The sequence below is a fragment of the Yersinia enterocolitica genome (assembly GCA_002082245.2).
Classification (GTDB): Bacteria; Pseudomonadota; Gammaproteobacteria; order Enterobacterales; family Enterobacteriaceae; genus Yersinia; species Yersinia enterocolitica_E.
In genome coordinates, this window is the sequence record NBTC02000002.1 from 4,279,517 (window position 1) to 4,303,935 (window position 24,419).

A 24,419-nucleotide genomic window follows, 5' to 3' on the forward strand; every position below is an offset into this window, starting at 1 on the left:
ATAATGAAATCTAGTTATCCGAAGGGCTTATGAATAACCATCAAATGATCAGCATGGATCTTATGAGGCAAGCGGCAGCAGCGGCTGGTGATGTATTACGGGTGCTGTCAAATGAGGATCGTTTGCTCTTACTGTGTCAATTGAGCCAGGGAGAAAAAGCAGTAGGTGAATTAGAAGCCGCATTGGGGATTCATCAACCAACGTTATCACAACAGCTTGGTGTGCTGCGTAGTGATGGGCTAGTGAACACTCGCCGCGACGGTAAGCGGATATTTTACTCAATCGCCGATAGTAAAGTTTTGGCACTGTTGGAGCTGCTCTATCAGCTTTATTGCCCACAAGAGAAGGAGGCAATATGACTATCGATTGGATTAACTTTACCCCTTACAGTGCACTGGCCGGAGGGGCAGTATTGGGCGTTGCAGTAACGTTTCTATTGTTAGCCACTGGCCGGATTGCTGGTATTAGTGGCATTTTGGGGGGCTTACTTTCGCCAAAAGCAGGGGATCGCGGCTGGCGTATGGCATTCATCATTGGTTTGGTTATTTCACCTTTGGTTTATTCGCTGTTTACCGTGTTACCGGTTATCCAAATTGATGCAGCTTTGCCCACTCTGATTTTAGCCGGATTGCTGGTAGGAATTGGGACGCGCTATGGTGCCGGATGTACCAGTGGGCATGGCGTCTGTGGGCTAGCTCGTTTCTCGCCACGTTCACTGGTGGCGACATTGAGCTTTATGTTTACCGGCTTTATCACTGTGGGGCTGGTTCGCCATCTATTTGCTTAGGAACAGAATATGAATCTATTTTTCTCGCTGTTGGCCGGGCTGATATTTGGTTTGGGCCTGATAGTTGCAGGTATGGCCAACCCTGCCAAGGTCTTAGGTTTTCTCGACATTAGAGGTTTATGGGACCCGTCATTGGCATTGGTGATGGCAGCCGCAGTGGCTATCGCGCTACTCGGTTTTACCTGGGCCAAAAAACGTAAAGTCAGTTTGCTGGGGCAACCCTTGCAATTGCCAACCTCTAATCGTATTGATCGGCGGTTAATTGGCGGTAGCCTGTTGTTTGGCGTCGGTTGGGGATTGGCGGGGATATGCCCTGGGCCGGCACTGGTATTGCTGGGCGCAGGGATGTTCAAAGGGGTTATCTTTGTCGCCGCGATGGTGGCGGGAATGGCAATATTTAGCCTACTAGAGCGTGCTCGTTAGATATAAAAAACCCCGCCAGGCGGGGTTTTTGCTGTTCAGCGCTTAACGGTTGAAACTTATTTCAAGCCAGCAGCCTCACGCAGCAAGGCGGCTTTGTCGGTTTTTTCCCAAGGGAATTCTTCACGACCAAAGTGACCATAAGCTGCGGTTGCTTGATAGATCGGATGCAACAGATCCAGCATCTGAATCAAGCCATAAGGGCGCAGTTCGAAGAATTCACGTACCAAGGTAATCAATTGATCCTCAGAGACCTTACCCGTGCCGAATGTTTCCACCATGATGGAGGTAGGTTCTGCCACACCAATGGCGTATGAAACCTGAATCTCGCAACGGTCAGCCAGGCCAGCCGCAACAATATTTTTCGCTACATAACGGGCAGCATATGCTGCTGAGCGGTCAACTTTGGATGGATCTTTACCGGAGAATGCACCGCCCCCATGACGAGCCATGCCGCCGTAGGTATCAACAATGATTTTACGCCCAGTCAGACCACAGTCGCCCATTGGGCCACCGATAACGAAACGGCCTGTCGGGTTGATATGATATTTGGTAGCTGCGGTGAGCCACTCAACAGGTAGAACCGGCTTGATAATCTCTTCCATCACCGCTTCTTGTAAATCTTTCAGACTGATATCTTCTGAATGCTGCGTCGACAGAACAACCGCATCAATACCGACAATCTTGCCGTTATCATACTGGAAGGTAATCTGGCTTTTTGCATCCGGGCGCAGCCATGGCAAGGTGCCATTTTTACGCACTTCAGCCTGACGCTTTACCAAACGGTGTGCATAGGTAATAGGTGCAGGCATTAAAACGTCGGTTTCGTTAGTGGCATAGCCGAACATCAGGCCCTGATCACCCGCGCCTTGTTCTAAGGGGTCTGAACGGTCAACACCCTGATTAATATCAGGTGACTGCTTCCCAATCGCACTTAAAACGGCGCAAGAGTTAGCATCAAAACCCATCTCAGAATTAACATAACCGATTTCGCGCACGGTTTTACGGGTGATCTCTTCGATATCTACCCATGCGTTAGTGGTAACTTCACCGCCAACTAATACCATACCCGTTTTGACATAGGTCTCGCAGGCAACACGCGCTTTTGGGTCTTGCTCAAGAATTGCGTCCAGTACCGCATCTGAAATCTGATCAGCAATTTTGTCTGGATGCCCTTCAGAAACAGATTCCGACGTAAATAAGTGTTTAGCCATTATTTTCTTTACCTTGAATACAAGTGAAAAGTCACTGCATAGCGTTGGGTGCCAGGCAACAGAAGCCTACGTTTGGTTAGGTCTTCTGATACGTTGACGTTTTACAACGCCTCTTTAGGCAAAGCCTTTAGCAGTCGATCCCATTCGTACTTGAAGCTGCCTGGTTGTTAGCTGCACGCAGTCCTCCGAACCACTCATTTGAGTAAGCTCATCGGGCTGGTTCGTCTGCTGCCCACCCGCAACGCCAAGTTTTTTGGGCGTATAAATTTAGAAGCCTTGCATGATTTGTCGCACACGTAGCATTCTAGCAATTAAAATGTTTGGATGTATTAACATCTGGACGTCTATTTTAGGTCAGCTTTTACTCTTAATGCCAGCCCTTTTTGCATCAAGATATTTCTTGCTTTGGTTGTCATGGTGTTTATTTACCGCTTGATACAGTTATACCCGTCATACTTCAAGCTGCATGTGCGTTGGCTACACTCAATAACCCGAATCACTTGCGACAGTAAGTTCATCGGGATTATCTCGCTTGCCGCCTTCCTGCAACTCGAATTATTTAGGGTATACACGCTATTTTCATTTTGCATTTTGCTCGCGTTATAGGTATAAACTGCGCGCGCAGCTTATTTGATATGCAATGATGAAGATGGCAGAGGATGACATTAGCTCATTGTTACATTTTCAGAGTTTTGCACTCAGGTGTTTAACCGTGAATGGGCATGAAAATAGCGGCGTCATCAAACTGTTACTTAATCTGTCTATACCCAATAGATTTCAATATGCAGCTATTTCCCCTGTAACTTGAAAGATGACGGGTTTATTTAAAGTCTTGTCCGTTCAATCTGAGCGGCATGCGTGGAGGTGGTTGGATTAATGATCCGTTGTCAACTGGTTGCTGCACATCAACAGCTACGTCGTTCTGACGTTCAATCCCCCTTTGCAACCTTCCTTTCTTGTACTCCATCAAGGCGATGTTACACCCACATGGGTGCGTCTCAGGATTCGCGGGCAGGTTAACAGCCGCCTGAAGCACTGAATTCGGCTAGCCTGACCACTTTGCGGCTAATCCGATTCACAAAATCTCAATACGTATTTACAGTCGAACGTATTTTCCATTTAAACGTGTTTTACCCTTTTGGGTAATGAATAGCTGAGTGATAAACCACTTGTGGATAGCGCTTTGCAGCGTAATATTCTGCCGATTCGGCGTCCACGTGGGTTGTCCTTGCTGGTTGTAGCTGCGATAGTGGCTGACTTTATCGTCAGTATCGCAATAGAGGCGAATTATGTCTGATGATAACTTGATTGGCCGTCCGTCAGCAGCGGGCGCACATGTTTCTTTACGCTCTATGCAGGAGGTTGCCATGAATGACCGTAATGCCAGCAAGATGCTGAGCACGTATAACGTCGCCTATTGGGGTGGCAACTATTATGACGTCAACGAGTTGGGTCATATCAGCGTTTGCCCTGATCCAGATGTTCGTGAGGCGCGTGTCGATCTGGCGCAACTGGTCAAAGGAATGCAGCTCGAGCAGGGGCAACGTCTGCCTGCATTATTCTGTTTCCCACAAATTTTACAACATCGCCTACGCTCAATTAACGGTGCATTTAAACGTGCGCGTGAGTCATTTGGCTATGAAGGCGACTACTTCCTGGTTTACCCGATTAAAGTAAACCAGCATCGCCGGGTTATTGAGTCTTTAGTCAATTCTGGTGAGCCGTTGGGGCTGGAAGCTGGCTCTAAAGCTGAAATGATGGCGGTTTTGGCCCATGCAGGTATGACCCGTTCGGTTATCGTTTGTAACGGCTATAAAGATCGTGAATATATTCGTCTGGCATTAATCGGCGAAAAACTGGGCCATAAGGTTTATCTGGTCATCGAAAAGATGTCAGAAATCAAAATGGTATTGGAAGAAGCCGAACGCTTGAATGTGGTTCCGCGCCTGGGTGTTCGTGCGCGCCTGGCATCACAAGGTTCCGGTAAATGGCAGGCCAGCGGTGGTGAGAAATCTAAATTTGGTTTGTCTGCCACCCAAGTGCTGCAATTGGTTGATATGCTGCGTGACGCCAATAGTCTCGAAAGCCTGCAATTACTGCATTTTCATTTGGGATCTCAGCTATCCAACATCCGTGATATCTCCACCGGGGTTCGTGAGTCTGCACGTTTCTATGTGGAATTACACAAGCTGGGTGTCAATATCCAGTGCTTCGATGTGGGTGGTGGTTTGGGGGTGGATTACGAAGGGACGCGTTCTCAGTCCGATTGCTCAGTAAACTATGGCCTGAATGAATATGCCAACAACGTTATCTGGGGTATTGGTGATGCTTGTAATGAACATGGCCTGCCGCATCCTACCGTGATTACGGAATCGGGCCGCGCAGTCACCGCGCACCATACCGTGCTGGTTTCCAATGTGATCGGCGTAGAACGCAATGAATTTAATGAGCCACAGCCACCGGAAGAAGATGCACCTCGTGCGCTGATAAGCCTGTGGGATACCTGGCTGGAAATGCAAGAGCCGGAAAACCGCCGCTCTCTGCGCGAATGGCTGCACGACAGTCAAATGGATTTACATGATGTGCATAGTCAATATGCCCATGGGATACTGGACCTGACACAACGTGCCTGGGCGGAACAGATGTACCTGAGTATCTGCAATGATATCCAGAAGCAACTGGACCCAAGCAACCGTGCACACCGGCCAATCATTGATGAGCTGCAAGAGCGTATGGCCGACAAGCTGTACGTGAATTTCTCGCTGTTCCAATCTATGCCGGATGCCTGGGGTATCGATCAGTTATTCCCAGTGTTGCCACTGGAAGGGTTAGATAAGCCACCAGAACGCCGCGCGGTATTGCTGGATATTACTTGTGACTCAGACGGTACTATCGACCATTATATTGACGGCGATGGGGTAGCAACCACCATGCCGATGCCGCCATATGATGCTGAAAACCCGCCATTGTTGGGCTTCTTTATGGTTGGTGCCTATCAAGAGATTCTGGGCAATATGCATAACTTGTTTGGTGATACTGCCGCGGTTGATGTGTATGTATTCCCAGACGGCACGGTTGAAGTTGAGCAGACTGACGAAGGTGATACCGTCGCAGATATGCTGGAATATGTTCAGTTGAACCCAGAGAAATTGTTGAACCAATTCCGTGATCAGGTGAAAGAAACTGATCTGGATACCGAGTTGCAGGCGCAGTTTATGGAAGAGTTCGAAGCAGGTCTGTACGGTTATACTTATCTCGAAGATGAATAACGGCTAACGGCTGCTTTTTCAACGCAAGAAGTCTCTCTATATTAAGGGCAAACTCAGGTTTGCCCTTTTTGTTTGCCCCTGTTACTGGTGATTGTCCAAATATCAACCACACTAATATTGGTCATTTATGATGCTTATCTGAGAGGTGCTTGAATGGGATGGGTCAGTGTTTGTAAGGTAAATTACGTCAAGCCCGATTTTCCTTTCTCAGCGCAGATTGATGATAAAAGGATTGGCGTCTATGTCATTGATGGTGAGTATTTTGCGATGGAAGACATTTGCCCTCATGCCAATGCATTGTTAAGTCAGGGCTTTATGGATGGAGAAACCGTTGAGTGCCCATTACACGGTGCATTGTTTGATGTGCGGACCGGCCAGTGCTTGCGTGAGCCAGGCGATAGGGATTTAGCAACCTATCCAGTGCGCATTAAAGGTGATCAGATTGAGGTAAATCTGGACGTAGATAGTGGCGGGTAATATTTAGTAATAAGAGAGTAACGCCCGCAAAAATCACGGGCGTTATACAGTGATAATTGACGGGGTTTACTTCTCAGCAGCAATACGTTGGCGAATATGATCAGCCCGCGCTTGTGATGACGGATGATCGTCAAACATGCTGCTAGTACGGCCTGCTTCCATGGTTGCCAATTTTTCAAAGCTAGTGACTAAACCATTTGGATCGATACCGCGTTTTTTCAACAAATCGAATGAGTAATCATCCGCTTCGCTTTCTTGTTTCTGTGAAAATTGAGCGTTAACCAATTTCTCGCCAATATCTGCTAACTGAGACTGAGATAACTGCCCGGCAATCCCGCCCGCGGAACTGGCTGCGGTACGCAGGGCTGTCGTGCCATAGGCCACTTGCATCGCTTTACGGGTATGCCCCAATGCCACATGGCCCATCTCATGACCGAGTACACCTTCCACTTCATTGTCGGTCATCATGTCCATCAGGCCGCTATAGACACGAATACAACCATTTGCCATGGCCCAGGCATTCACATCCTTTGTGACATACACCTTATAGTTAGCTGGCGTACCATTAATGTTATCGCCTAATGCGGCTGAAATTTTCACCAACCGTTTGGCATAGGTACTGTCTGTTGGCGCTATCTGCGCTTTCTGATCCATTTCAGCGCAAGATTTTTCGCTGAGCATTTTTACATCAGCATCATTCAAGGTTGCCGCTTGAAATGCCTGTGCGCCTGACTGCATTAAGCCATCAGTATTCATATTCTGGCAGCCGCTAAGCAGCGCTGTAAGGCTCAGTGCAATCATTGAGGTACGAATTTTCATAACACTTTCTTCCTGTGGTTATGCCATTTTATTATTGGAGAGGACCGTTCTCTTCGTGATGATAACGTATCAGTTGCGTTATCTATCCATCATTATTCGCCAACAGTCACTGTTGCATTCTTATTAACTATTGCATTAATCGCTGTTGAATCGACGACGGTTGTTCTACTCTGTCGGCAATAGGTCTTGCCCGAAATATTCGTGGCAACGTATGGTTTATATCGGTTTGTTTGCAAAAACGAACACTGCCAGCCGACAGAGTGGTTAATACACTCATTGTGTGGCTAAAAACGCAGCGAGGGTAACGCGACTCAATCGTTACAGCTATAGCTTTATTCTGAAAATATGGAAGTTTTAGCTCATTTAGTTTTAGTGATTGCCGTTTCAATGCTGAGTCTGAGAAAATGGTAAACTTGAACGCTTTTTTTTAATCCGACCTGGAGTAAAACATGTCCTCTCGTAAAGAGCTTGCCAACGCGATCCGCGCACTAAGCATGGACGCAGTGCAGAAAGCGAATTCCGGCCACCCCGGCGCCCCTATGGGTATGGCAGATATCGCCGAAGTTTTGTGGCGTGACTATTTGAACCATAACCCAACCAACCCACACTGGGCTGATCGCGACCGTTTCGTGTTATCGAATGGTCACGGCTCCATGTTGATCTATAGCTTGCTGCATCTCACTGGCTATGATTTGCCGATGGAAGAGCTGAAAAACTTCCGTCAGTTACACTCTAAAACGCCTGGTCACCCTGAATATGGCTATACCGCTGGCGTAGAAACTACCACTGGCCCGCTGGGTCAGGGCATTGCGAATGCTGTTGGTTTCGCCATTGCAGAACGCACGCTGGCCGCACAGTTTAACCGCCCAAGCCATGACGTTGTTGATCATCACACCTACGCATTTATGGGTGATGGCTGCATGATGGAAGGTATCTCCCACGAGGTGTGCTCTCTGGCTGGCACCATGAAGCTGGGCAAACTGACCGCTTTCTATGACGACAACGGTATCTCTATCGATGGTCACGTTGAAGGCTGGTTCACTGACGACACGGCGGCTCGTTTCGAAGCTTACGGTTGGCATGTGGTTCGTGGTGTTGATGGCCATAATGCTGATTCAATCAAAGCGGCTATCGAAGAAGCTCACAAAGTTAGCGACAAACCTTCACTGCTGATGTGCAAAACCATTATCGGTTTTGGCTCACCGAAGAAAGCCGGTACGCATGACTCACACGGTGCACCATTAGGTGCTGATGAAGTTGCTGCTACCCGTGAAGCATTGGGGTGGAAATACCCTGCATTTGAAATCCCACAAAATATCTATGCTGCGTGGGATGCTAAAGAAGCCGGTCAGGCAAAAGAAGCTGCCTGGAACGAGAAGTTCGCAGCTTATGCCAAAGCTTATCCAGAACTGGCTGCTGAATTCAAACGTCGTGTCAGCGGTGAATTGCCTGCTAACTGGGCGACTGAATCCAAGAATTTCATCGAACAATTGCAAGCTAATCCTGCCAAGATTGCCAGCCGCAAAGCATCACAAAATGCGCTGGAAGCCTTCGGTAAAGTATTACCTGAATTCTTGGGCGGCTCTGCTGACCTGGCACCGAGTAACCTGACTATCTGGTCTGGTTCTAAATCACTGAGCGATGATCTGGCGGGCAACTACATTCACTACGGTGTCCGTGAATTTGGTATGTCTGCCATCATGAACGGTATTGCTCTGCACGGTGGTTTCATTCCTTACGGCGCAACCTTCCTGATGTTTGTGGAATATGCCCGTAACGCGGTGCGTATGGCTGCTCTGATGAAAATCCGCAGCATATTCGTATACACCCATGACTCTATTGGTCTGGGCGAAGATGGCCCAACCCATCAGCCGGTTGAGCAGATGGCCAGCCTGCGTGTAACACCAAACATGAGCACCTGGCGTCCTTGTGACCAGGTTGAGTCTGCGGTGGCATGGCAGTATGCGCTGGAACGCAAAGATGGCCCGAGTGCACTGATCTTCTCCCGTCAGAATCTGGCACAACAGCCACGTACTGCTGAGCAGTTAGCCAATATCGCTAAAGGCGCATATGTACTGAAAGATTGTGCAGGCCAGCCTGAACTGATCTTCATTGCTACCGGTTCTGAAGTTGAACTGGCAGTGGCAGCAGCAGATCAACTGACCGGCGCAGGCCACAAAGTGCGTGTTGTTTCTATGCCATCAACTGATGCATTCGACAAACAAGACGCCGCTTACCGTGAATCTGTATTGCCAGCAGCGGTTAGCGCGCGCGTTGCCGTTGAAGCCGGTATTGCCGATTACTGGTACAAATACGTTGGCCTGAATGGCGCGGTGGTTGGTATGACCACCTTCGGTGAATCTGCACCAGCAGAATTGCTGTTTAAAGAATTTGGTTTCACTGTTGAAAACGTGGTAGCGAAAGCTCAGGCGCTATTGAAATAAGAGACTGCGTTACTATGAAATATGCCCAAAAAACTTGGTGGTGCCGCTAGCATTCCAGCAGTTCCAAGCCAAAGGGTATACCGGGTGTAAACGGTGATGACAATCCCGGTAATACACCTGTTAAAAGACCGCTTCTGCGGTCTTTTTTTTCGCCAATTGATGGATGTATTGTGCCCTTTATCAGGCAGATATTCCTTTTATGATTAGTTTGGTTTATTCTGGCTGAAGCGTTTCAGTCATGATTGATTTTCAGTTTCAGTAAAATTAGCTGAGGAAAAAGCCGGAAGTATTCTGGCTGAATTGTGATAAGACGATTAACATCTTAGGGTACGGTGCAGTACGCTATGGGGTTGCATGATAATAACCAGAAACAGGGAGTAACATGACAATCCGCATAGCGATAAATGGCTTTGGCCGTATTGGCCGTAGCGTTTTACGCGCATTGTATGAATCGGGTCGCCGGGCAGAAATTTCAGTAGTTGCTATTAATGAGTTGGCTAATGCACAAGGGATGGCCCATTTACTGAAGTATGACTCCAGCCATGGCCGGTTTGCCTGGGATGTTCGTCAGGAATGTGACAATTTGTACGTCGGTGACGATATCATCCGGCTGATACATCAGCCAGAAATAGAGCAGTTACCTTGGGGTGAGTTAGGAATTGATGTTGTTCTAGATTGTAGCGGCGTGTATGGCAGCCGTGCCGATGGCGAGGCTCATATTGCCTCCGGTGCCAAAAAGGTACTGTTTGCCCATCCTGGCGGCAATGATTTAGACGCAACAGTAGTCTATGGTGTAAACCATCAAGATTTACTGGCGGAGCACCGGATTGTTTCCAACGCTTCCTGTACCACGAACTGCATTATTCCTATTATTCAGTTGTTGGATATCGCTTATGGCATCGAGTCTGGCACTGTGACCACCATTCATTCATCAATGAATGATCAACCCGTTATCGATGCTTATCATCAGGATTTACGCCGTACCCGGGCAGCAAGTCAGTCAATTATCCCGGTTGATACTAAACTGGCGGCAGGGATTACCCGTATTTTTCCGAAGTTTTGTGACAGGTTTGAAGCTATCTCGGTACGGGTGCCAACCATCAACGTAACCGCTATCGATTTAAGCGTTAGCGTGACAAACCCGGTTGGTGTCGCTGAGGTTAACCAGCTTTTTCAAAAGGCAGCAAGAGGTTCATTTCGTGGTATAGTTGACTATACGGAATTACCCTTGGTGTCGACCGATTTTAACCATGATCCGCACAGTGCAATTGTCGATTGCACGCAGACTCGGGTCAGTGGGCAGCACCTGATTAAGACCTTGGTATGGTGCGATAACGAATGGGGTTTCGCCAATAGAATGTTGGATACGACATTGGCGATGGCCCGAAGTGGTTTCTAGTATGGCATGCTAACGTCTTGTTTTTCCGCAGTTTTACTGCGGTTATATCAGCGTTGATGTGCAGCTTATGCAACTTTAAAGAGAATCAACAAGAGGATTCACCATGTCTGTAATTAAGATGACCGATCTGGATCTGGCTGGCAAACGCGTGCTGATCCGTGCGGACCTCAATGTTCCGATAAAAGATGGCAAAGTGACTTCTGATGCGCGTATCCGTGCATCTCTGCCGACGATTGAAGCGGCACTGAAGCAAGGCGCTAAAGTAATGGTTACCTCTCACTTGGGTCGCCCGACCGAAGGCGAGTACAACGAAGAGTTCTCCTTGCTGCCAGTAGTTAACTACCTGAAAGACAAACTGTCTTCTCCGGTACGTCTGGCGAAAGACTATCTGGACGGCGTTGAAATTGCAGCAGGCGAGTTGGTTGTGCTGGAAAACGTTCGCTTTAACAAAGGCGAGAAGAAAGACGACGAAACGCTGTCTAAGAAATATGCGGCGCTGTGTGACGTCTATGTGATGGATGCGTTTGGTACTGCTCACCGTGCACAAGCTTCTACTCACGGTGTGGGTAAATTTGCCCCTATCGCCTGTGCCGGCCCGCTGTTGTCAGCAGAACTGGAAGCACTGGGTAAAGCGCTGGGTAACCCAGCACGCCCAATGGTTGCCATTGTGGGTGGTTCTAAAGTATCAACCAAACTGACCGTGCTTGGCGCACTGTCTAAAATCGCCGATCAACTGATTGTTGGTGGTGGTATCGCCAATACCTTCGTTGCAGCTCAAGGCAACAATGTGGGTAAATCTCTGTACGAAGCAGACCTGATTCCAGAAGCCAAGCGCCTGCTGGAAACCTGTGATATCCCGGTTCCTACCGATGTGCGTGTTGCAACCGAATTCTCTGAAACTGCTGTTGCGACACTGAAACCAGCTAACCAAATCAAAGATGACGAACAAATTCTTGATCTGGGCGACGAGTCTGCACAACGTCTGGCTGAGATCCTGAAAAATGCCAAAACCATTCTGTGGAATGGCCCGGTTGGTGTATTCGAGTTCCCTAATTTCCGTAAAGGGACCGAGATAGTCGCTCGTGCCATCGCAGAGAGTGACGCATTCTCTATCGCGGGCGGTGGTGACACTCTGGCAGCAATCGATCTGTTCGGTATTGCTGACCAAATCTCTTACATTTCTACCGGCGGTGGTGCATTCCTTGAGTTCGTAGAAGGGAAAAAACTGCCAGCGGTGGTGATGCTGGAAGAGCGCGCTAAGCAGTAATTTAGATAACGGGGGGCGAAAGCCGCCCGTTTCGCTTTTAGCTAATGAAGCTCGCGGGCTTTATACCCTAAATAATTCGAGTTGCAGGAAGGCGGCAACGAAATGAACTCAAGGAGTTGAGATAACTCAATGACTTGAGTGAATGATGGCAGCCAACGCACATGCAGTTTGAAGTATGACGGGTATAGGCGATTTACATTTAGGGCCTATCCTCACCGGATAGCTGCTATCTTCAGTCGACGAAACAGGACAACGTACATGTCTAAAATTTTTGATTTCGTAAAACCAGGTGTCATCACAGGTGATGACGTTCAGAAAGTGTTCGCAGTAGCCAAAGAGAACAACTTTGCTCTGCCAGCAGTTAACTGTGTCGGCACCGACTCTATTAACGCAGTGCTGGAAACAGCAGCCAAAGTGCGTGCGCCAGTTATCGTTCAGTTCTCTAACGGTGGTGCAGCATTTATCGCAGGTAAAGGCGTTAAAGCAGAAGGTCAGGGTGCTGCAATCCTGGGCGCTATCTCTGGTGCACATCATGTCCATCAGATGGCTGAACACTATGGTGTTCCTGTTATTCTGCACACCGACCATTGCGCCAAGAAATTGCTGCCATGGTTAGACGGCTTGTTGGACGCAGGTGAGAAACACTTTGCGGCTACCGGCAAACCACTGTTCTCTTCTCACATGATCGACCTGTCTGAAGAGTCCCTGGAAGAAAATATCGAAATTTGTAGCAAATACCTGACTCGCATGGCGAAACTGGGTATGACGCTGGAAATCGAACTGGGTTGCACCGGTGGTGAAGAAGATGGCGTGGACAACAGCCATATGGACGCATCTTCTCTGTATACTCAGCCACAAGATGTTGATTACGCTTACGAAAAACTGAACGCTATCAGCCCACGTTTCACCATCGCTGCCTCTTTCGGTAACGTACACGGTGTTTACAAGCCAGGTAACGTGAAACTGACCCCAACTATTCTGCGTGATTCTCAGGATTATGTTTCCAAGAAACACAATCTGCCGCACAACAGCTTGAACTTCGTATTCCACGGTGGTTCAGGTTCTACTGCTGCTGAAATCAAAGAAGCGGTTAGCTATGGCGTAGTTAAAATGAATATCGACACCGATACCCAATGGGCAACGTGGGAAGGTATTCTGGGCTACTACAAAAAGAACGAAGCTTATCTGCAAGGCCAACTGGGTAACCCAGAAGGTGCTGACAAGCCGAACAAGAAATTCTACGACCCACGTGCGTGGCTGCGTGCTGCACAGGTGACTATGGTTGCTCGTCTGGAAAAAGCTTTTGAAGAACTGAACGCCAAAGACGTTCTGTAATTCGATACTGCTTTGACCGACTTAAAAGGCCCCTTGGGGCCTTTTTTCTTTGCAAAAAACGAATCTAACCTCATTTCCGCCGCCTTGATTGACTGAGTAGTCTGATATTTCAGCGTAAATTTCTCTGCCAAAATTGGCAACAGGCTCATTGTTAGTTACCCTAAACAGGCTGTCAGTTGTAGCCGTCAGCATTTTGCGGTGATTTTTTGCGTAATCTCTCCCGCAGGGAGCTTTTTGTAGGATGATTCAAATGGAAGAATTAAACGTAGTTGATGGTATCAATGAAGCGAGTACCTGGTTGGTGAATAACCAAGATTTGCTGATTCAATACGCGGTTAATCTGGTCGCAGCATTACTTATCTTAACCGTCGGTTCAATCATCGCCAAAATTGCGTCACGGATGCTTGGTCGGGTCATGAAGTTACGTGGCATTGATGTCACCGTCGCAGACTTCCTGGCAGCAATGGCGCGTTACAGCATTCTGGCTTTCACTATCGTTGCGGTGCTGGGACGTTTGGGTGTGCAGACTGCATCGGTGATTGCCGTTATCGGTGCCGCGGGTTTAGCTGTTGGTTTGGCGCTACAAGGCTCGCTATCAAACTTTGCCGCCGGAGTGCTGCTGGTGGCCTTCCGTCCATTTAAGGCAGGTGAATATGTCGATCTGGGCGGTGTAGCCGGTACTGTGGTTCAGGTGCAAATTTTCTCAACGACCCTACGGACGGTCGACGACAAAATCATCGTGGTACCCAACGGCAAAATTATTGCTAATAACATCATCAATACCAGCCGTGAACCGAATCGCCGTACCGATATGGTCATCGGTGTTGCCTATGATGCTGATATTGATGTGGTAAAGAAAGTGCTGGGTGACATCATTGCCGCAGATAAACGTATCATGCATGACAAAGGGGTTACCGTGCGTTTGAATGAGATGGCTGCCTCTTCCCTTAACTTCACGGTGCGCGTCTGGACTACCAATGGCGATGCGATGGATGTGTATTGGGATCTGATGGAAAACTTCAAGCGTGCGTTGGATGCTAACAAAATTGGCATTCCTTACCCGCAGATGGACGTGCATTTGCATCAGGTAGCAAAAACTGAGGCAGATTAGTCTGCGTACCTGAAGCTGTAGTGTTGTTTACAATTTGGCTATAGCCATGTCAAATCGGGTCGTTATCGGCCCGTTTTTTCCTTTTTCCATCCTTGTTTTCCCTCTTGCTTAGCCATTATTAGTTTTACTTATTATTGATAAGAAATATCAATTTCCTCTGATGCTGCTCTCCCCGTAATATGCTGCTAATTCCTCTCCAATTCTCTCGGCCCGTTTTGAGTATTATTTAAAGGTAACAGTATGTTAGCTGTCTATTTACAGGGCTTCGCCCTCAGTGCTGCGATGATTTTACCTCTCGGGCCACAAAATGCCTTTGTGATGAACCAGGGGATTAAGCGTCAGCACCATTTGATGAGTGCCTCACTTTGTGCGCTGAGTGACATTATCTTGATTTGTGCGGGGATCTTTGGCGGCAGTGCTTTGCTGAGCCGTTCGCCATTGTTACTGGCACTGGTCACATGGGGCGGCGTGGCTTTCCTGCTGTGGTACGGCTGGGGCGCATTGATGGCAGCTTGGCGTGGGAGGGGCTCCTCATCTGCAGCCGCAACCGGCGCGCAAGGGCGTTGGCCAATAGTTATAACCCTACTGGCGGTAACCTGGCTCAATCCGCATGTCTATCTCGATACCTTTGTGGTGCTCGGTAGCCTTGGCAGCCAGTTATTACCCGACTCCCGGCCTTGGTTCGCTTTGGGAGCCGTGAGTGCCTCTATTGCCTGGTTTTTTGCCCTCGCGCTATTGGCTGCGTGGTTATCACCGTGGCTTAACCGCCCAACGTCGCAGCGGGTGATTAATCTGTTGGTCGGAGGGGTAATGTGGTTTATTGCTTTTCAGCTAGCGCAACAAGCACTAAATCTGTGAGTTTTTATCATTAATCCGAATCCCATGATTCATAAGATATGCTACGGTTGATGTGTTAATCCGGTTACCGACAGCAAATTAATCACGCTGCCAATGAGATTCGAGTGAGTGTAATTAACTGCAAATGTATTTGTCGCTGATTGAATTCACTGGTTATCTAGCTGAGGTCGACTGAGTTGTCATAAATAATTTGCCATGTATATCTTAGGAGGCACTGTGAAGTTGAAGACATTGGCTTTGGCCGCAATGATGGGATTAGGGACGTTACCTTTGGCGCTACAAGTTCAGGCAGCCGAAGTGCCAGAAGGGCCGCATGTTGTCACCTCCGGTACCGCCAGTGTTGATGCGACACCGGATATTGCCACTATCGCTATTGAAGTCAGTGTATCTGCCAAAGATGCGGCAGATGCCAAAAAACAGGCGGATACCAGGGTCGCGCAATATTTTGATTTCTTACGTAAAAGTGGCATTGAAAAGAAAGATATCAATGCTGCCAATATTCGTACTCAACCTGAATACGATTACCAGAAAAGCGGTGAAGCGGTCTTGAAGGGATACCGTGCCGTGCGCCAGGTTCAGGTAACATTACGCCAACTGGATAAGTTGAATGAGCTGCTAGATGGTGCGCTGAAGTCTGGTCTAAACGAGATCCGTGCGGTGGAACTCGGGGTAGCAAACCCGGACACATACCGTGAGCAGGCGCGTAAAAAAGCCATTGAAAATGCTATCAGCCAGGCAGGATCATTGGCTGATGGATTCAAAGTTAAACTTGGGCCGGTCTACAGCATTCGTTACCACGTCGCTAACTACCAGCCTATGCCGGTAGCACGCATGTTTAAAAGCGCTGAAGCGGCACCAGCCACCGATGCCGCACAAACTTACGAACAGCAGACCATCCATTTTGATGATCAGGTTGATGTCGTGTTTGAACTCCAAACTGCGACCAGTACCGCTAAATAAATCAATCCTGCCGTAATACCTGACGCCCATAAGACAACAGGGCGTCAGTCACCTTTCTCATGGTTCTGCTTTCCGGTGCAAACCGGTGCCAGAACAGCATTCGTCGTTGCAGTAATCCTGGCGTCAGATTGATTAATTCGCCTGAAGCTAGCTCTTTCTCGATTTGCAGATGCGGGATCATACAACAGGTGGTTCCCTGCCGTGCTAACTGCACAAAAGCTTCGGAAGAGTTAACAATATGGCAGGGCACACTGCCCGGTGATAAATCAAAATTCTGCTGTAAAAACGCCTGATGCATATCATCCAGATGGTCAAATGCTACCGCTGGTGCTTTCAACAATGCCGAGCGGGTTACACCATTGGGGAAATAACGCTCAGCGAAAGGTTTGGAGGCGACAAACAGGTAATCCAGCGCACCGAGTTGATCAACCAGACAACTGGGTAGCGGTTGAGGCTGGATACTGACAGCACCCACAACCTCGCCGCGACGTAACCGTTCCTGAGTTCGAGTCTCATCCTCGACTTGTAAATTCAGCCGGATAGGGGAATCAGCCAGCACCGGTTTCAATGCCGGTAGCAACCAGGTCGCCAAACTGTCGGCGTTCACTGCCAGCGACAATAACAGTGGTGTATCTCCGCCATTATCATTGCCCAGCCACTCTTCTTCCAGTAACTCAACCTGATGCAGTAACGCGAGCAGTTTCTGCCCTTGTTCGGTAGGCCGTGGTGGCACGGTGCGCACCAGCAGCGGTTGTCCAAACAGATTCTCCAACTGCTTGATGCGTTGAGATACCGCCGATTGGGTGATGCAAAGTTTTTGTGCAGCGCGTTCAAAACCGCGTTCACGGATCACCGCGTCCAGCGCTTGTAGCGTACGGTAGTCTGGGCGTTTCATCGGAGTCATCTCTCCAAATATTAAGTCGATACAGCACTATGCCACATTTTAGCCAGTTTGTTATGACAGGATGCCAAGGTGTCAGCCACAAATAAACCGGCATAACTGTGATCCGGCTAGAATTAACTACCACGCGAGTTGGCTTTATTCACACAATCACCACTGCGGATGCTCTATAATGACCTCAGGTTTTCTTTCACATCAAGGCGTGAACTTACCATGACTCAGGATGAACTTAAAAAAGCAGTGGGCTGGGCAGCATTAGATTATGTAAAACCTGGTACCATCGTTGGGGTCGGCACTGGCTCGACCGCAGCACATTTTATTGACGCACTTGGCTCCATCAAAGGCCAGATAGAGGGGGCGGTTTCCAGCTCTGATGCCTCTACTGCCAAACTGAAAAGTTACGGCATCCACGTATTCGATTGTAATGAAGTGGATGTATTGGATATCTATGTTGATGGCGCTGATGAAATTAACGACCAGATGCAGATGATCAAAGGCGGTGGTGCTGCGCTGACCCGCGAGAAAATCATTGCTGCTATTGCTCGTCAGTTTATCTGCATCGCGGATGCGTCCAAGCAGGTTGCTATACTGGGTAAGTTCCCGCTGCCGGTTGAAGTTATCCCAATGGCCCGCTCTTATGTGGCTCGTGAACTGGTTAAGCTGGGTGGCTTACCGGAGTATCGTCAGAACGTCCTGACTGATAACGGCAACGTTATTTTGGATGTCCACAATCTGAGTATTTTGGATGCCATTGCGTTAGAAAATAAAATCAATGGTATTGCCGGTGTCGTTACGGTCGGCCTATTTGCTAATCGGGGGGCTGATGTGGCACTGATTGGCACCGCCGACGGCGTTAAGACCATAAAATTAAAGTGATCGGTTAACTCGCTCTCAGGATGAGGTTCGCTACTTCATCCTGAAAGTTTTTTTGCCTTTAAATATCTTTTCTTAAAATCGCTAAATTTGGTGATATATATCACATTTCTTCATTTCGTTTTATTAACCTGCCATTAACCCTCTTCACGCCAGTTTTTTATTCCATAAATGAACATTGACACTGATTGTTATGCTAGCCGGCAGGCAATCGTTTGTATTGCTGCCCGCGTAATATTTGTTATGTTGACAGGGTGCTGACCGGATTCATTCGATAGCGGCAGCCACATCTGAAGTCTGAAAATAGGGTCGGGGACATGGCAAAAGTATCACTGGAGAAAGACAGAATTAAGTTTCTGTTAGTGGAAGGGGTGCACCAGAGCACGGTTGATAATCTGCGTGCTGCCGGATATAGCAATATTGAATATCATAAAGGTGCCTTAGACACCGAATCACTGAAAGCATCGATCAAAGATGCTCACTTCATCGGCATTCGATCGCGTACGCATCTGTCTGAAGAAGTTTTTGCGGCAGCAGAAAAATTAGTCGCGGTAGGTTGTTTCTGTATCGGTACCAATCAGGTTGATTTAAAAGCGGCTACCAAACGCGGTGTGCCGGTATTCAATGCACCTTTCTCCAATACCCGTTCGGTAGCTGAAATGGTACTGGGCGAGTTACTGCTGATGTTCCGAGGCATTCCATCGGCTAACGCCAAAGCTCACCGTGGTGAGTGGAACAAGCTGGCGGTGGGTTCCTATGAAGCCCGTGGCAAGAAGCTGGGCATTATCGGTTATGGTCATATCGGTACCCAACTCGGGATTCTGGCAGAGAGTGTCGGGATGAAAGTATTTTTCTACGATATCGAAAATAAACTGTCGTTAGGGAATGCACAGCAGGTGCGTCACCTGTCTGATCTACTGAATATGAGTGATGTGATTAGCCTGCATGTGCCGGAAAACCACTCCACTAAAAACATGATTGGCCCTGAACAGTTGGCTCTGATGAAGCCGGGTGCGATGCTGATTAACGCCTCACGCGGTACCGTGGTCGATATCCCGGCCTTATGTGATGCGTTGGCCAGCAATCATTTGGCAGGCGCGGCAATCGACGTATTCCCTGAAGAGCCTGCAACTAATAAGGACCCGTTCAATTCACCCTTGTGCGAGTTTGATAATGTGTTGCTAACACCACATATTGGTGGTTCCACTCAGGAAGCGCAGGAAAATATCGGTGATGAAGTGGCAGGTAAGCTGGCGAAGTATTCCGACAACGGCTCAACGCTGTCTGCGGTCAACTTCCCTGAGGTTTCTCTGCCTGCTCACGGCGATAATACTCGCCGTCTGTTGCATATCCATGAGAACCGCCCAGGCATCCTGACCAGCATTAACAAAATCTTTGCCGAACAGAATGTCAACATTGCGGCACAGTATCTGCAAACCAGTGCTGAAATCGGTTATGTCGTCATTGATGTTGAGACTGATGATGCGGAAAATGCAGAAAAAGCATTGCAGGCGATGAAGGCGATCCCGGGAACTATCCGTGCTCGTTTGCTTTACTAATAACTATTTGTATTGAATGACTAAACACCCGCTATCTATAAAATATCGGGTGTTTTTTTATTTTGCAGGATTATCTCTTACCACTGCCACACTTTTGTTGGTGTCACTATCTCTGGCAATGGTACATCCCAAAGCTCACAGGGCAAGTGCTCTACCCATTGGCAATCATGGGCCAGGCCAATAGGATAAGGGCGCCCTTGCTGCCAGTGTTGCAGCGTACGGTCATAAAAGCCACCACCCATACCTAAACGTTGCCCGAGGCTATCAAACGCCACTAACGGGGTTATTACTATATCCAATTGGTTTAGTGGCAGAACTTCTCGCACATCTAATTGTGGTTCAAGGATTTTCAGGCGATTACGGATAAGCGTGCTATCAGGGCGATAACGCAGAAATAATAAATTACCGGGGCTGAAAGGGTGCAAAACCGGCAGATAAACCTGTTTTTGTTGCTGCCATAGCAGCTCAATAATGGGGCGGGTATTGAGTTCACCATCGAAGGAGAGGAACACGGCAATGGTGTTAGCCTGACGGATTCTGTCATGCTCAGCGATATGCTTTGCCGCCAGATGCGCTGACTGATGCTGTTGTTCCGCAGTCAACAGACGCCGACGTTCACGAATCTCACTACGAATCTTTTGTCGCTCAAGGGCATATTGCGCAGTCAAAGGCATATTATTTATTCAAAAATATGTTGTTAATTTAAAGGATAATTTTTTGATTAAAAAGACATTTTATTGATTCGGAAGATATATTGCTGATGCCAGTAGACAGCCAATGTAAAACGAACGTGATAACCCCAAATGCTGGTTAATCGATAAAGAGGGGATCTCCGAGATGCCGCCGCAGGCTGTAACCCTTGAACCCATGGTTCAAGGTGAACGCAGCGTCGCAACCTTAAGGCTTCTCGGCGGACCGAGCATGCGCACCAGTTACGGAGTCACTACATTCTGTTGGTATTAAATATCGGCTCAGGGGACTGGCCCGCTGGCAAACACCTCAGAGAAATTTTTTACTCACTGCTGAATCTATCATTCAACAGAGATTTATTCAAACTGTGCATCCTGACGTTCAGAGATGCGACCTTGTTCAAGCAACGCCTGTTCAATGGTCTGTTGTAACATCCGAATACGTTGCTCCATATTGGATGCATAGTCACGGGTTTTCAACCTTTCCTGAGCTAATTCGTGACAGACATTCAATGCTGCGATAAAAACTAACTGCTCAGTATTTGTGACTCTAGTGCGAACTTTGAGATCTTGCAACCGTTGGTTAAGATCTTCTGCTGCCATGTTCAACGCGTCTTGTTGTTCTGGCGGACAATTGACTCTTAACGAGCGACCAAAAATTTGAATATCTACCGGTTGTGCAGACATGCCACCTTCCTGACTAATTTTCGCGCCAACCTTGTAAACCAGAGGCAAAATGCTCGTAGTTGCAAAGCGGGCGTCACTATATATATCTCGATACCAAGATTCAACCCCTAATACCCGTTGGGTATTAGGGTCTAGCGCGTTGCGTTTTCTGGTATAGCGACCTTTCTTGGTGGTAGCATAACACGAACTTATCCTGCCAACGATGACCAATACGCATGTCTATAGAGAATACATTACCAACTTACCAATCACTTGCCTTGGCGTTAAGCCAGCAAGCGGTAGCATTAACCCCCGCAGAAATGCATGGCCTGATCAGCGGCATGCTCTGTGGTGGCAGTAAAGACAATGGCTGGCGCACGCTGGTACATGACCTGACCAATGAGGGCGTTGCCTTTTCACAAGCGTTGGGATTGCCGTTACAACAGTTACATGAAGCAACACAAGAAGCGCTGGAGAACGAAGGTTTTATGTTCCAGTTGCTTATCCCTGAAGGGGACGATATCTCGGTTTTTGACCGTGCTGACGCATTATCAGGTTGGGTCAACCATTTCCTGTTAGGTTTGGGTATGTTGCAACCGAAATTGGCGCAGGTGAAAGATGAAGTGGGTGAAGCCATTGATGATTTACGTAATATTGCCCAATTAGGCTACGACGAAGATGAAGATCAAGAAGAGCTGGCTCAATCATTAGAAGAAGTTATTGAGTATGTGCGTGTGGCGGCTATTTTGTGCCATATCGAATTTACTCAACAGAAGCCGACTGCACCAGAGATGCGTAAGCCAACACTACATTAAATGATATGGTGTAATATGTTGAATTAAGTCGATTAAATCGGATGTTCCAGGAGGGTGTGATGACTCAGCAAGAATACCAGAACCGCCGTCAGGCGCTGTTGGCGAAGATGGCCCCGGGCAGTGCAGCACTGTTTTTCGCCGCACCGGAGGCTACGCGCAGTGCGGATTCCGAATACCCTTATCGTCAGAATAGCGATTTTAGCTACCTGACGGGGTTCAATGAACCGGAGGCGGTGTTGATTCTGGTAAAAAGCGATGAGACCCATAACCACAGCGTGTTGTTTAACCGGGTGCGGGACTTAACCGCCGAGATCTGGTTTGGCCGCCGTTTAGGGCAAGATGCGGCCCCCCTCAAGTTAGGTGTTGACCGCGCATTATCCTTCGATGAAATCGACGAACAGCTCTATTTGTTGCTCAATCGCCTTGATGTGATTTATCACGCGCAGGGGCAATATGCTTATGCAGATAAAATTGTTTTTGCCGCGCTGGAAAGATTACGTAACGGTTTTCGTAAAAATTTACGTGCACCGGCCACGCTAACTGACTGGCGTCCATGGTTGCATGAAATGCGCCTGTTTAAGTCAGTTGAAGAAATTACTGTGATGCGCCGCGCCGGTGAAATCAGTGCGCTAGCCCATACTCGCGCGATGGAAAAATGTCGCCCAGGTATGTTTGAGTATCAGTTGGAAGGGGAGATTCTGCATGAGTTCACCCGCCATGGCGCGCGTTACCCGGCATATAACACTATCGTTGGCGGTGGTGAGAATGGCTGCATTTTGCATTACACCGAAAATGAGAGTGAATTGCAGGATGGTGAGTTAGTGCTGATTGATGCAGGTTGTGAATACCGTGGCTATGCCGGTGATATCACCCGCACCTTCCCGGTTAACGGCAAATTCACGCCAGCACAACGTGAGATTTATGACATCGTTCTGGCCTCGATTAATAAATCAATAGAATTGTTCCGCCCGGGTACCAGTATCCGCGAAGTCACCGAGGAGGTGGCGCGCATTATGATTACGGGTCTGGTTGGTTTGGGCATTCTAAAAGGTGATATCGAGCAATTGATCGCTGAAAAAGCGCATCGCCCCTTCTTTATGCATGGTTTAAGCCACTGGTTAGGATTGGATGTGCATGATGTCGGTGATTATACCAATAGTGACCGTGGCCGCATTTTGGAACCGGGAATGGTGCTGACCATTGAGCCGGGTCTCTATATCGCCCCAGATGCTGATGTACCGCCAGAATACCGTGGTATTGGTATTCGTATCGAAGATGACATCGTGATTACTGCTGACGGCAATGAAAATCTGACCGCCGGTGTGGTGAAAGATCCCGATGCCATTGAAGCCCTGATGGCGGCAGCGAGATAACTGATGAGCGTAATCATTGTTGGTGGTGGTATGGCCGGAGCAACTCTGGCGCTGGCTATTTCATCCCTCACCAAAGGGCGGGTACCGGTTGCTTTGGTTGAAGCACAACTTCCTGATAGCAGGCAGCATCCGGGTTTTGATGCCAGAGCGATTGCCTTGGCACAAGGCACCTGCCAACAACTGGAGCGCATTGGTATCTGGGCGCATCTGGTTGATTGTGCCACCGCCATTGAACATGTTCATGTTAGTGATAGCGGTCATTCGGGTTTTGTTAACTTACGCGCCGCTGATTATGGTGTTGCGGCACTGGGTAATGTTATTGAGCTACATGATGCCGGTAAAAGGCTGTTTGCCTTATTGCAGAAAGCGCCGGGAGTGACGCTGCATTGCCCGGCTAAAGTGGTAGATGTGGTTCGTACTGTTGCATCAGCCGGTGTGACGCTGGATAACGGCCAACAACTGAGTGCAAAGCTGCTAGTGGCAGCCGACGGATCTCATTCGGCACTGGCGCGGGCTTGTAATATTCAGTGGCAGCAGCAGGACTATCAACAGATCGCCGTGATTGCCAATATTACGACTTCCGAACTACCGGCAGGTCGGGCTTTTGAGCGTTTTACCCGCAATGGGCCGCTGGCATTATTACCGATGTCTGAAGGGCGTAGCTCGCTGGTCTGGTGTCACGCTAAACACGAAAAGCAGCAGGTCGATAGTTGGGATGACGCCCGTTTTGTGGCGCAATTGCAGCAAGCTTTTGGTTGGCGGTTGGGTAAAATTCTCCATGCGGGTAAGCGCTACAGCTACCCGCTGCAATTATTGACGGCTTCGCGCCATATCAGTCACCGTCTGGCGTTAGTGGGTAATGCGGCGCAAACACTGCATCCCATTGCCGGGCAGGGTTTCAATCTAGGGCTGCGTGATGTGATGTCGCTGGCTGAAACTATCGCGCAGGCGGAGGGCGACCCCGGTGAGTATGCGGTTCTCAGCCAATATCAGCAGCGGCGACAAGGGGATCAACAGGCGACTATTGGTGTCACTGATGGTTTAATTCGTCTGTTTGCCAATCGCTATGGGCCACTGGTGGTTGGGCGTAACCTTGCTCTGATGTCAATGGAGCTGATGCCTGCAATACGTGATACTTTCGCCCGGCAGACATTGGGATGGGTAGAGCGTTAGTATTTAATGG

At 48.4% G+C, this 24,419-nt stretch carries 22 protein-coding genes, 1 other RNA gene and 1 pseudogene; 18 read left to right on the top strand and 6 right to left on the bottom strand.

Going from position 1 to position 24,419, the window contains the following annotated elements; translation table 11 throughout:
* Positions 1 to 53: 53 nt before the first annotated feature.
* Genes A6J66_020915 through A6J66_020925 form a run of 3 tightly spaced genes read left to right on the top strand, consistent with a single transcriptional unit; the run spans position 54 to position 1,210 of the window.
* Complete coding sequence (locus tag A6J66_020915; GenBank protein PNM27111.1) at positions 54 to 359, top strand: transcriptional regulator; 306 nt, start codon at positions 54 to 56, stop codon at positions 357 to 359.
* Positions 356 to 787, top strand: a complete 432-nt coding sequence (locus A6J66_020920; protein PNM26396.1) for a hypothetical protein — start codon at positions 356 to 358, stop codon at positions 785 to 787. Before A6J66_020915 ends, A6J66_020920 begins: the two co-directional genes overlap by 4 nt.
* Before the next feature lie 9 nt (positions 788 to 796).
* Positions 797 to 1,210 carry a hypothetical protein gene (locus A6J66_020925; protein PNM26397.1) on the top strand — a complete coding sequence of 138 codons (414 nt, stop codon included), beginning with the start codon at positions 797 to 799 and terminating at the stop codon, positions 1,208 to 1,210.
* 56 nt (positions 1,211 to 1,266) lie between these two features.
* Here A6J66_020925 and metK read toward each other — a convergent pair whose 3' ends face one another.
* A complete protein-coding gene (gene metK / locus A6J66_020930) occupies positions 1,267 to 2,421 on the bottom strand; it encodes a methionine adenosyltransferase (GenBank protein ID PNM26398.1) in 1,155 nt (384 codons plus the stop codon).
* Positions 2,422 to 2,887: 466 nt separating this feature from the next.
* Between metK and A6J66_020935 the strand changes: the two are divergent.
* The 3 genes and pseudogenes from A6J66_020935 (at position 2,888) to A6J66_020945 (ending at position 6,167) form a co-directional block, all read left to right on the top strand.
* Positions 2,888 to 2,989 (top strand): annotated as a pseudogene (locus A6J66_020935) (type I methionyl aminopeptidase).
* A 721-nt stretch (positions 2,990 to 3,710) separates the two neighbouring features.
* A complete protein-coding gene (locus A6J66_020940) occupies positions 3,711 to 5,690 on the top strand; it encodes a biosynthetic arginine decarboxylase (GenBank protein ID PNM26399.1) in 1,980 nt (659 codons plus the stop codon).
* A gap of 153 nt (positions 5,691 to 5,843) precedes the next feature.
* Complete coding sequence (locus A6J66_020945; GenBank protein ID PNM26400.1) at positions 5,844 to 6,167, top strand: non-heme iron oxygenase ferredoxin subunit; 324 nt, start codon at positions 5,844 to 5,846, stop codon at positions 6,165 to 6,167.
* A 66-nt stretch (positions 6,168 to 6,233) separates the two neighbouring features.
* Here the strand turns inward: A6J66_020945 and A6J66_020950 are convergent, their stop codons facing one another.
* Positions 6,234 to 6,986, bottom strand: coding sequence for a metalloprotease (locus tag A6J66_020950; protein ID PNM26401.1), 753 nt, complete (start codon positions 6,984 to 6,986; stop codon positions 6,234 to 6,236).
* Positions 6,987 to 7,435: 449 nt separating this feature from the next.
* On the opposite strand from A6J66_020950, the gene tkt reads away from it, so the two are divergent.
* The 7 genes from tkt to A6J66_020985 all read left to right on the top strand — a co-directional run bounded on the left by tkt (position 7,436) and on the right by A6J66_020985 (position 16,360).
* Entirely contained in the window at positions 7,436 to 9,430 is a 1,995-nt protein-coding gene (gene tkt / locus A6J66_020955; protein ID PNM26402.1) for a transketolase, read from the top strand.
* A gap of 382 nt (positions 9,431 to 9,812) precedes the next feature.
* Positions 9,813 to 10,829, top strand: coding sequence for an erythrose-4-phosphate dehydrogenase (locus A6J66_020960; protein PNM26403.1), 1,017 nt, complete (start codon positions 9,813 to 9,815; stop codon positions 10,827 to 10,829).
* A gap of 103 nt (positions 10,830 to 10,932) precedes the next feature.
* The gene (locus tag A6J66_020965; GenBank protein PNM26404.1) at positions 10,933 to 12,096 is read left to right on the top strand and encodes a phosphoglycerate kinase; all 1,164 of its coding nucleotides are present in this window, start codon (positions 10,933 to 10,935) and stop codon (positions 12,094 to 12,096) included.
* 258 nt (positions 12,097 to 12,354) lie between these two features.
* Entirely contained in the window at positions 12,355 to 13,431 is a 1,077-nt protein-coding gene (locus A6J66_020970; protein PNM26405.1) for a class II fructose-bisphosphate aldolase, read from the top strand.
* Positions 13,432 to 13,681: 250 nt separating this feature from the next.
* The gene (locus A6J66_020975; protein ID PNM27112.1) at positions 13,682 to 14,542 is read left to right on the top strand and encodes a mechanosensitive ion channel protein MscS; all 861 of its coding nucleotides are present in this window, start codon (positions 13,682 to 13,684) and stop codon (positions 14,540 to 14,542) included.
* 240 nt (positions 14,543 to 14,782) lie between these two features.
* Positions 14,783 to 15,400, top strand: a complete 618-nt coding sequence (locus A6J66_020980; GenBank protein PNM26406.1) for an arginine exporter ArgO — start codon at positions 14,783 to 14,785, stop codon at positions 15,398 to 15,400.
* A gap of 216 nt (positions 15,401 to 15,616) precedes the next feature.
* Complete coding sequence (locus A6J66_020985; GenBank protein ID PNM26407.1) at positions 15,617 to 16,360, top strand: oxidative stress defense protein; 744 nt, start codon at positions 15,617 to 15,619, stop codon at positions 16,358 to 16,360.
* Position 16,361: 1 nt separating this feature from the next.
* Here A6J66_020985 and A6J66_020990 read toward each other — a convergent pair whose 3' ends face one another.
* Positions 16,362 to 17,255, bottom strand: a complete 894-nt coding sequence (locus tag A6J66_020990; GenBank protein PNM26408.1) for a chromosome initiation inhibitor — start codon at positions 17,253 to 17,255, stop codon at positions 16,362 to 16,364.
* A gap of 219 nt (positions 17,256 to 17,474) precedes the next feature.
* Here A6J66_020990 and A6J66_020995 point away from each other — a divergent pair, with 219 nt between their 5' ends.
* Both A6J66_020995 and A6J66_021000 read left to right on the top strand, forming a co-directional pair.
* Positions 17,475 to 18,137: a ribose-5-phosphate isomerase RpiA gene (locus tag A6J66_020995; GenBank protein ID PNM26409.1), complete on the top strand. Its 663-nt coding sequence runs from the start codon at positions 17,475 to 17,477 to the stop codon at positions 18,135 to 18,137.
* A 314-nt stretch (positions 18,138 to 18,451) separates the two neighbouring features.
* On the top strand, positions 18,452 to 19,693 hold the full coding sequence (locus A6J66_021000) for a phosphoglycerate dehydrogenase (protein ID PNM26410.1): 1,242 nt from the start codon (positions 18,452 to 18,454) through the stop codon (positions 19,691 to 19,693).
* A 77-nt stretch (positions 19,694 to 19,770) separates the two neighbouring features.
* On the opposite strand, the gene A6J66_021005 is transcribed toward A6J66_021000, so the two are convergent.
* From A6J66_021005 to A6J66_021015, 3 genes are all read right to left on the bottom strand, one after another.
* Entirely contained in the window at positions 19,771 to 20,367 is a 597-nt protein-coding gene (locus tag A6J66_021005; protein ID PNM26411.1) for a 5-formyltetrahydrofolate cyclo-ligase, read from the bottom strand.
* Positions 20,368 to 20,518: 151 nt separating this feature from the next.
* Positions 20,519 to 20,702: non-coding RNA, 6S RNA (ssrS, locus tag A6J66_021010), on the bottom strand.
* Positions 20,703 to 20,739: 37 nt separating this feature from the next.
* Positions 20,740 to 21,069 carry a cell division protein ZapA gene (locus tag A6J66_021015; GenBank protein ID PNM26412.1) on the bottom strand — a complete coding sequence of 110 codons (330 nt, stop codon included), beginning with the start codon at positions 21,067 to 21,069 and terminating at the stop codon, positions 20,740 to 20,742.
* Between the two features lie 215 nt (positions 21,070 to 21,284).
* Here A6J66_021015 and A6J66_021020 point away from each other — a divergent pair, with 215 nt between their 5' ends.
* From A6J66_021020 to A6J66_021030, 3 genes are read left to right on the top strand one after another with little or no spacing between them, the layout of a single operon-like run.
* Positions 21,285 to 21,863: a YecA family protein gene (locus tag A6J66_021020; protein PNM26413.1), complete on the top strand. Its 579-nt coding sequence runs from the start codon at positions 21,285 to 21,287 to the stop codon at positions 21,861 to 21,863.
* Positions 21,864 to 21,922: 59 nt separating this feature from the next.
* Positions 21,923 to 23,236 carry a Xaa-Pro aminopeptidase gene (locus A6J66_021025; protein PNM26414.1) on the top strand — a complete coding sequence of 438 codons (1,314 nt, stop codon included), beginning with the start codon at positions 21,923 to 21,925 and terminating at the stop codon, positions 23,234 to 23,236.
* Between the two features lie 3 nt (positions 23,237 to 23,239).
* The gene (locus A6J66_021030; protein ID PNM26415.1) at positions 23,240 to 24,409 is read left to right on the top strand and encodes a 2-octaprenyl-6-methoxyphenyl hydroxylase; all 1,170 of its coding nucleotides are present in this window, start codon (positions 23,240 to 23,242) and stop codon (positions 24,407 to 24,409) included.
* Positions 24,410 to 24,419: the final 10 nt, after the last annotated feature.

Bases quoted from the DNA above. Each gene is read 5' to 3' on its own strand.
- A6J66_020920 (PNM26396.1), top strand. From the start codon at position 356: ATGACTATCGATTGGATTAACTTTACCCCTTACAGTGCACTGGCCGGA.
- A6J66_020995 (PNM26409.1), top strand. From the start codon at position 17,475: ATGACTCAGGATGAACTTAAAAAAGCAGTGGGCTGGGCAGCATTAGAT.
- A6J66_021030 (PNM26415.1), top strand. From the start codon at position 23,240: ATGAGCGTAATCATTGTTGGTGGTGGTATGGCCGGAGCAACTCTGGCG.
- A6J66_021005 (PNM26411.1), bottom strand. From the start codon at position 20,367: ATGCCTTTGACTGCGCAATATGCCCTTGAGCGACAAAAGATTCGTAGT.
- metK (PNM26398.1), bottom strand. From the start codon at position 2,421: ATGGCTAAACACTTATTTACGTCGGAATCTGTTTCTGAAGGGCATCCA.
- A6J66_020980 (PNM26406.1), top strand. From the start codon at position 14,783: ATGTTAGCTGTCTATTTACAGGGCTTCGCCCTCAGTGCTGCGATGATT.
- A6J66_021015 (PNM26412.1), bottom strand. From the start codon at position 21,069: ATGTCTGCACAACCGGTAGATATTCAAATTTTTGGTCGCTCGTTAAGA.
- A6J66_021025 (PNM26414.1), top strand. From the start codon at position 21,923: ATGACTCAGCAAGAATACCAGAACCGCCGTCAGGCGCTGTTGGCGAAG.
- A6J66_020990 (PNM26408.1), bottom strand. From the start codon at position 17,255: ATGAAACGCCCAGACTACCGTACGCTACAAGCGCTGGACGCGGTGATC.
- A6J66_020960 (PNM26403.1), top strand. From the start codon at position 9,813: ATGACAATCCGCATAGCGATAAATGGCTTTGGCCGTATTGGCCGTAGC.
- tkt (PNM26402.1), top strand. From the start codon at position 7,436: ATGTCCTCTCGTAAAGAGCTTGCCAACGCGATCCGCGCACTAAGCATG.
- A6J66_020915 (PNM27111.1), top strand. From the start codon at position 54: ATGGATCTTATGAGGCAAGCGGCAGCAGCGGCTGGTGATGTATTACGG.
- A6J66_021020 (PNM26413.1), top strand. From the start codon at position 21,285: ATGTCTATAGAGAATACATTACCAACTTACCAATCACTTGCCTTGGCG.
- A6J66_021000 (PNM26410.1), top strand. From the start codon at position 18,452: ATGGCAAAAGTATCACTGGAGAAAGACAGAATTAAGTTTCTGTTAGTG.
- A6J66_020950 (PNM26401.1), bottom strand. From the start codon at position 6,986: ATGAAAATTCGTACCTCAATGATTGCACTGAGCCTTACAGCGCTGCTT.
- A6J66_020970 (PNM26405.1), top strand. From the start codon at position 12,355: ATGTCTAAAATTTTTGATTTCGTAAAACCAGGTGTCATCACAGGTGAT.
- A6J66_020965 (PNM26404.1), top strand. From the start codon at position 10,933: ATGTCTGTAATTAAGATGACCGATCTGGATCTGGCTGGCAAACGCGTG.
- A6J66_020940 (PNM26399.1), top strand. From the start codon at position 3,711: ATGTCTGATGATAACTTGATTGGCCGTCCGTCAGCAGCGGGCGCACAT.
- A6J66_020945 (PNM26400.1), top strand. From the start codon at position 5,844: ATGGGATGGGTCAGTGTTTGTAAGGTAAATTACGTCAAGCCCGATTTT.
- A6J66_020925 (PNM26397.1), top strand. From the start codon at position 797: ATGAATCTATTTTTCTCGCTGTTGGCCGGGCTGATATTTGGTTTGGGC.
- A6J66_020975 (PNM27112.1), top strand. From the start codon at position 13,682: ATGGAAGAATTAAACGTAGTTGATGGTATCAATGAAGCGAGTACCTGG.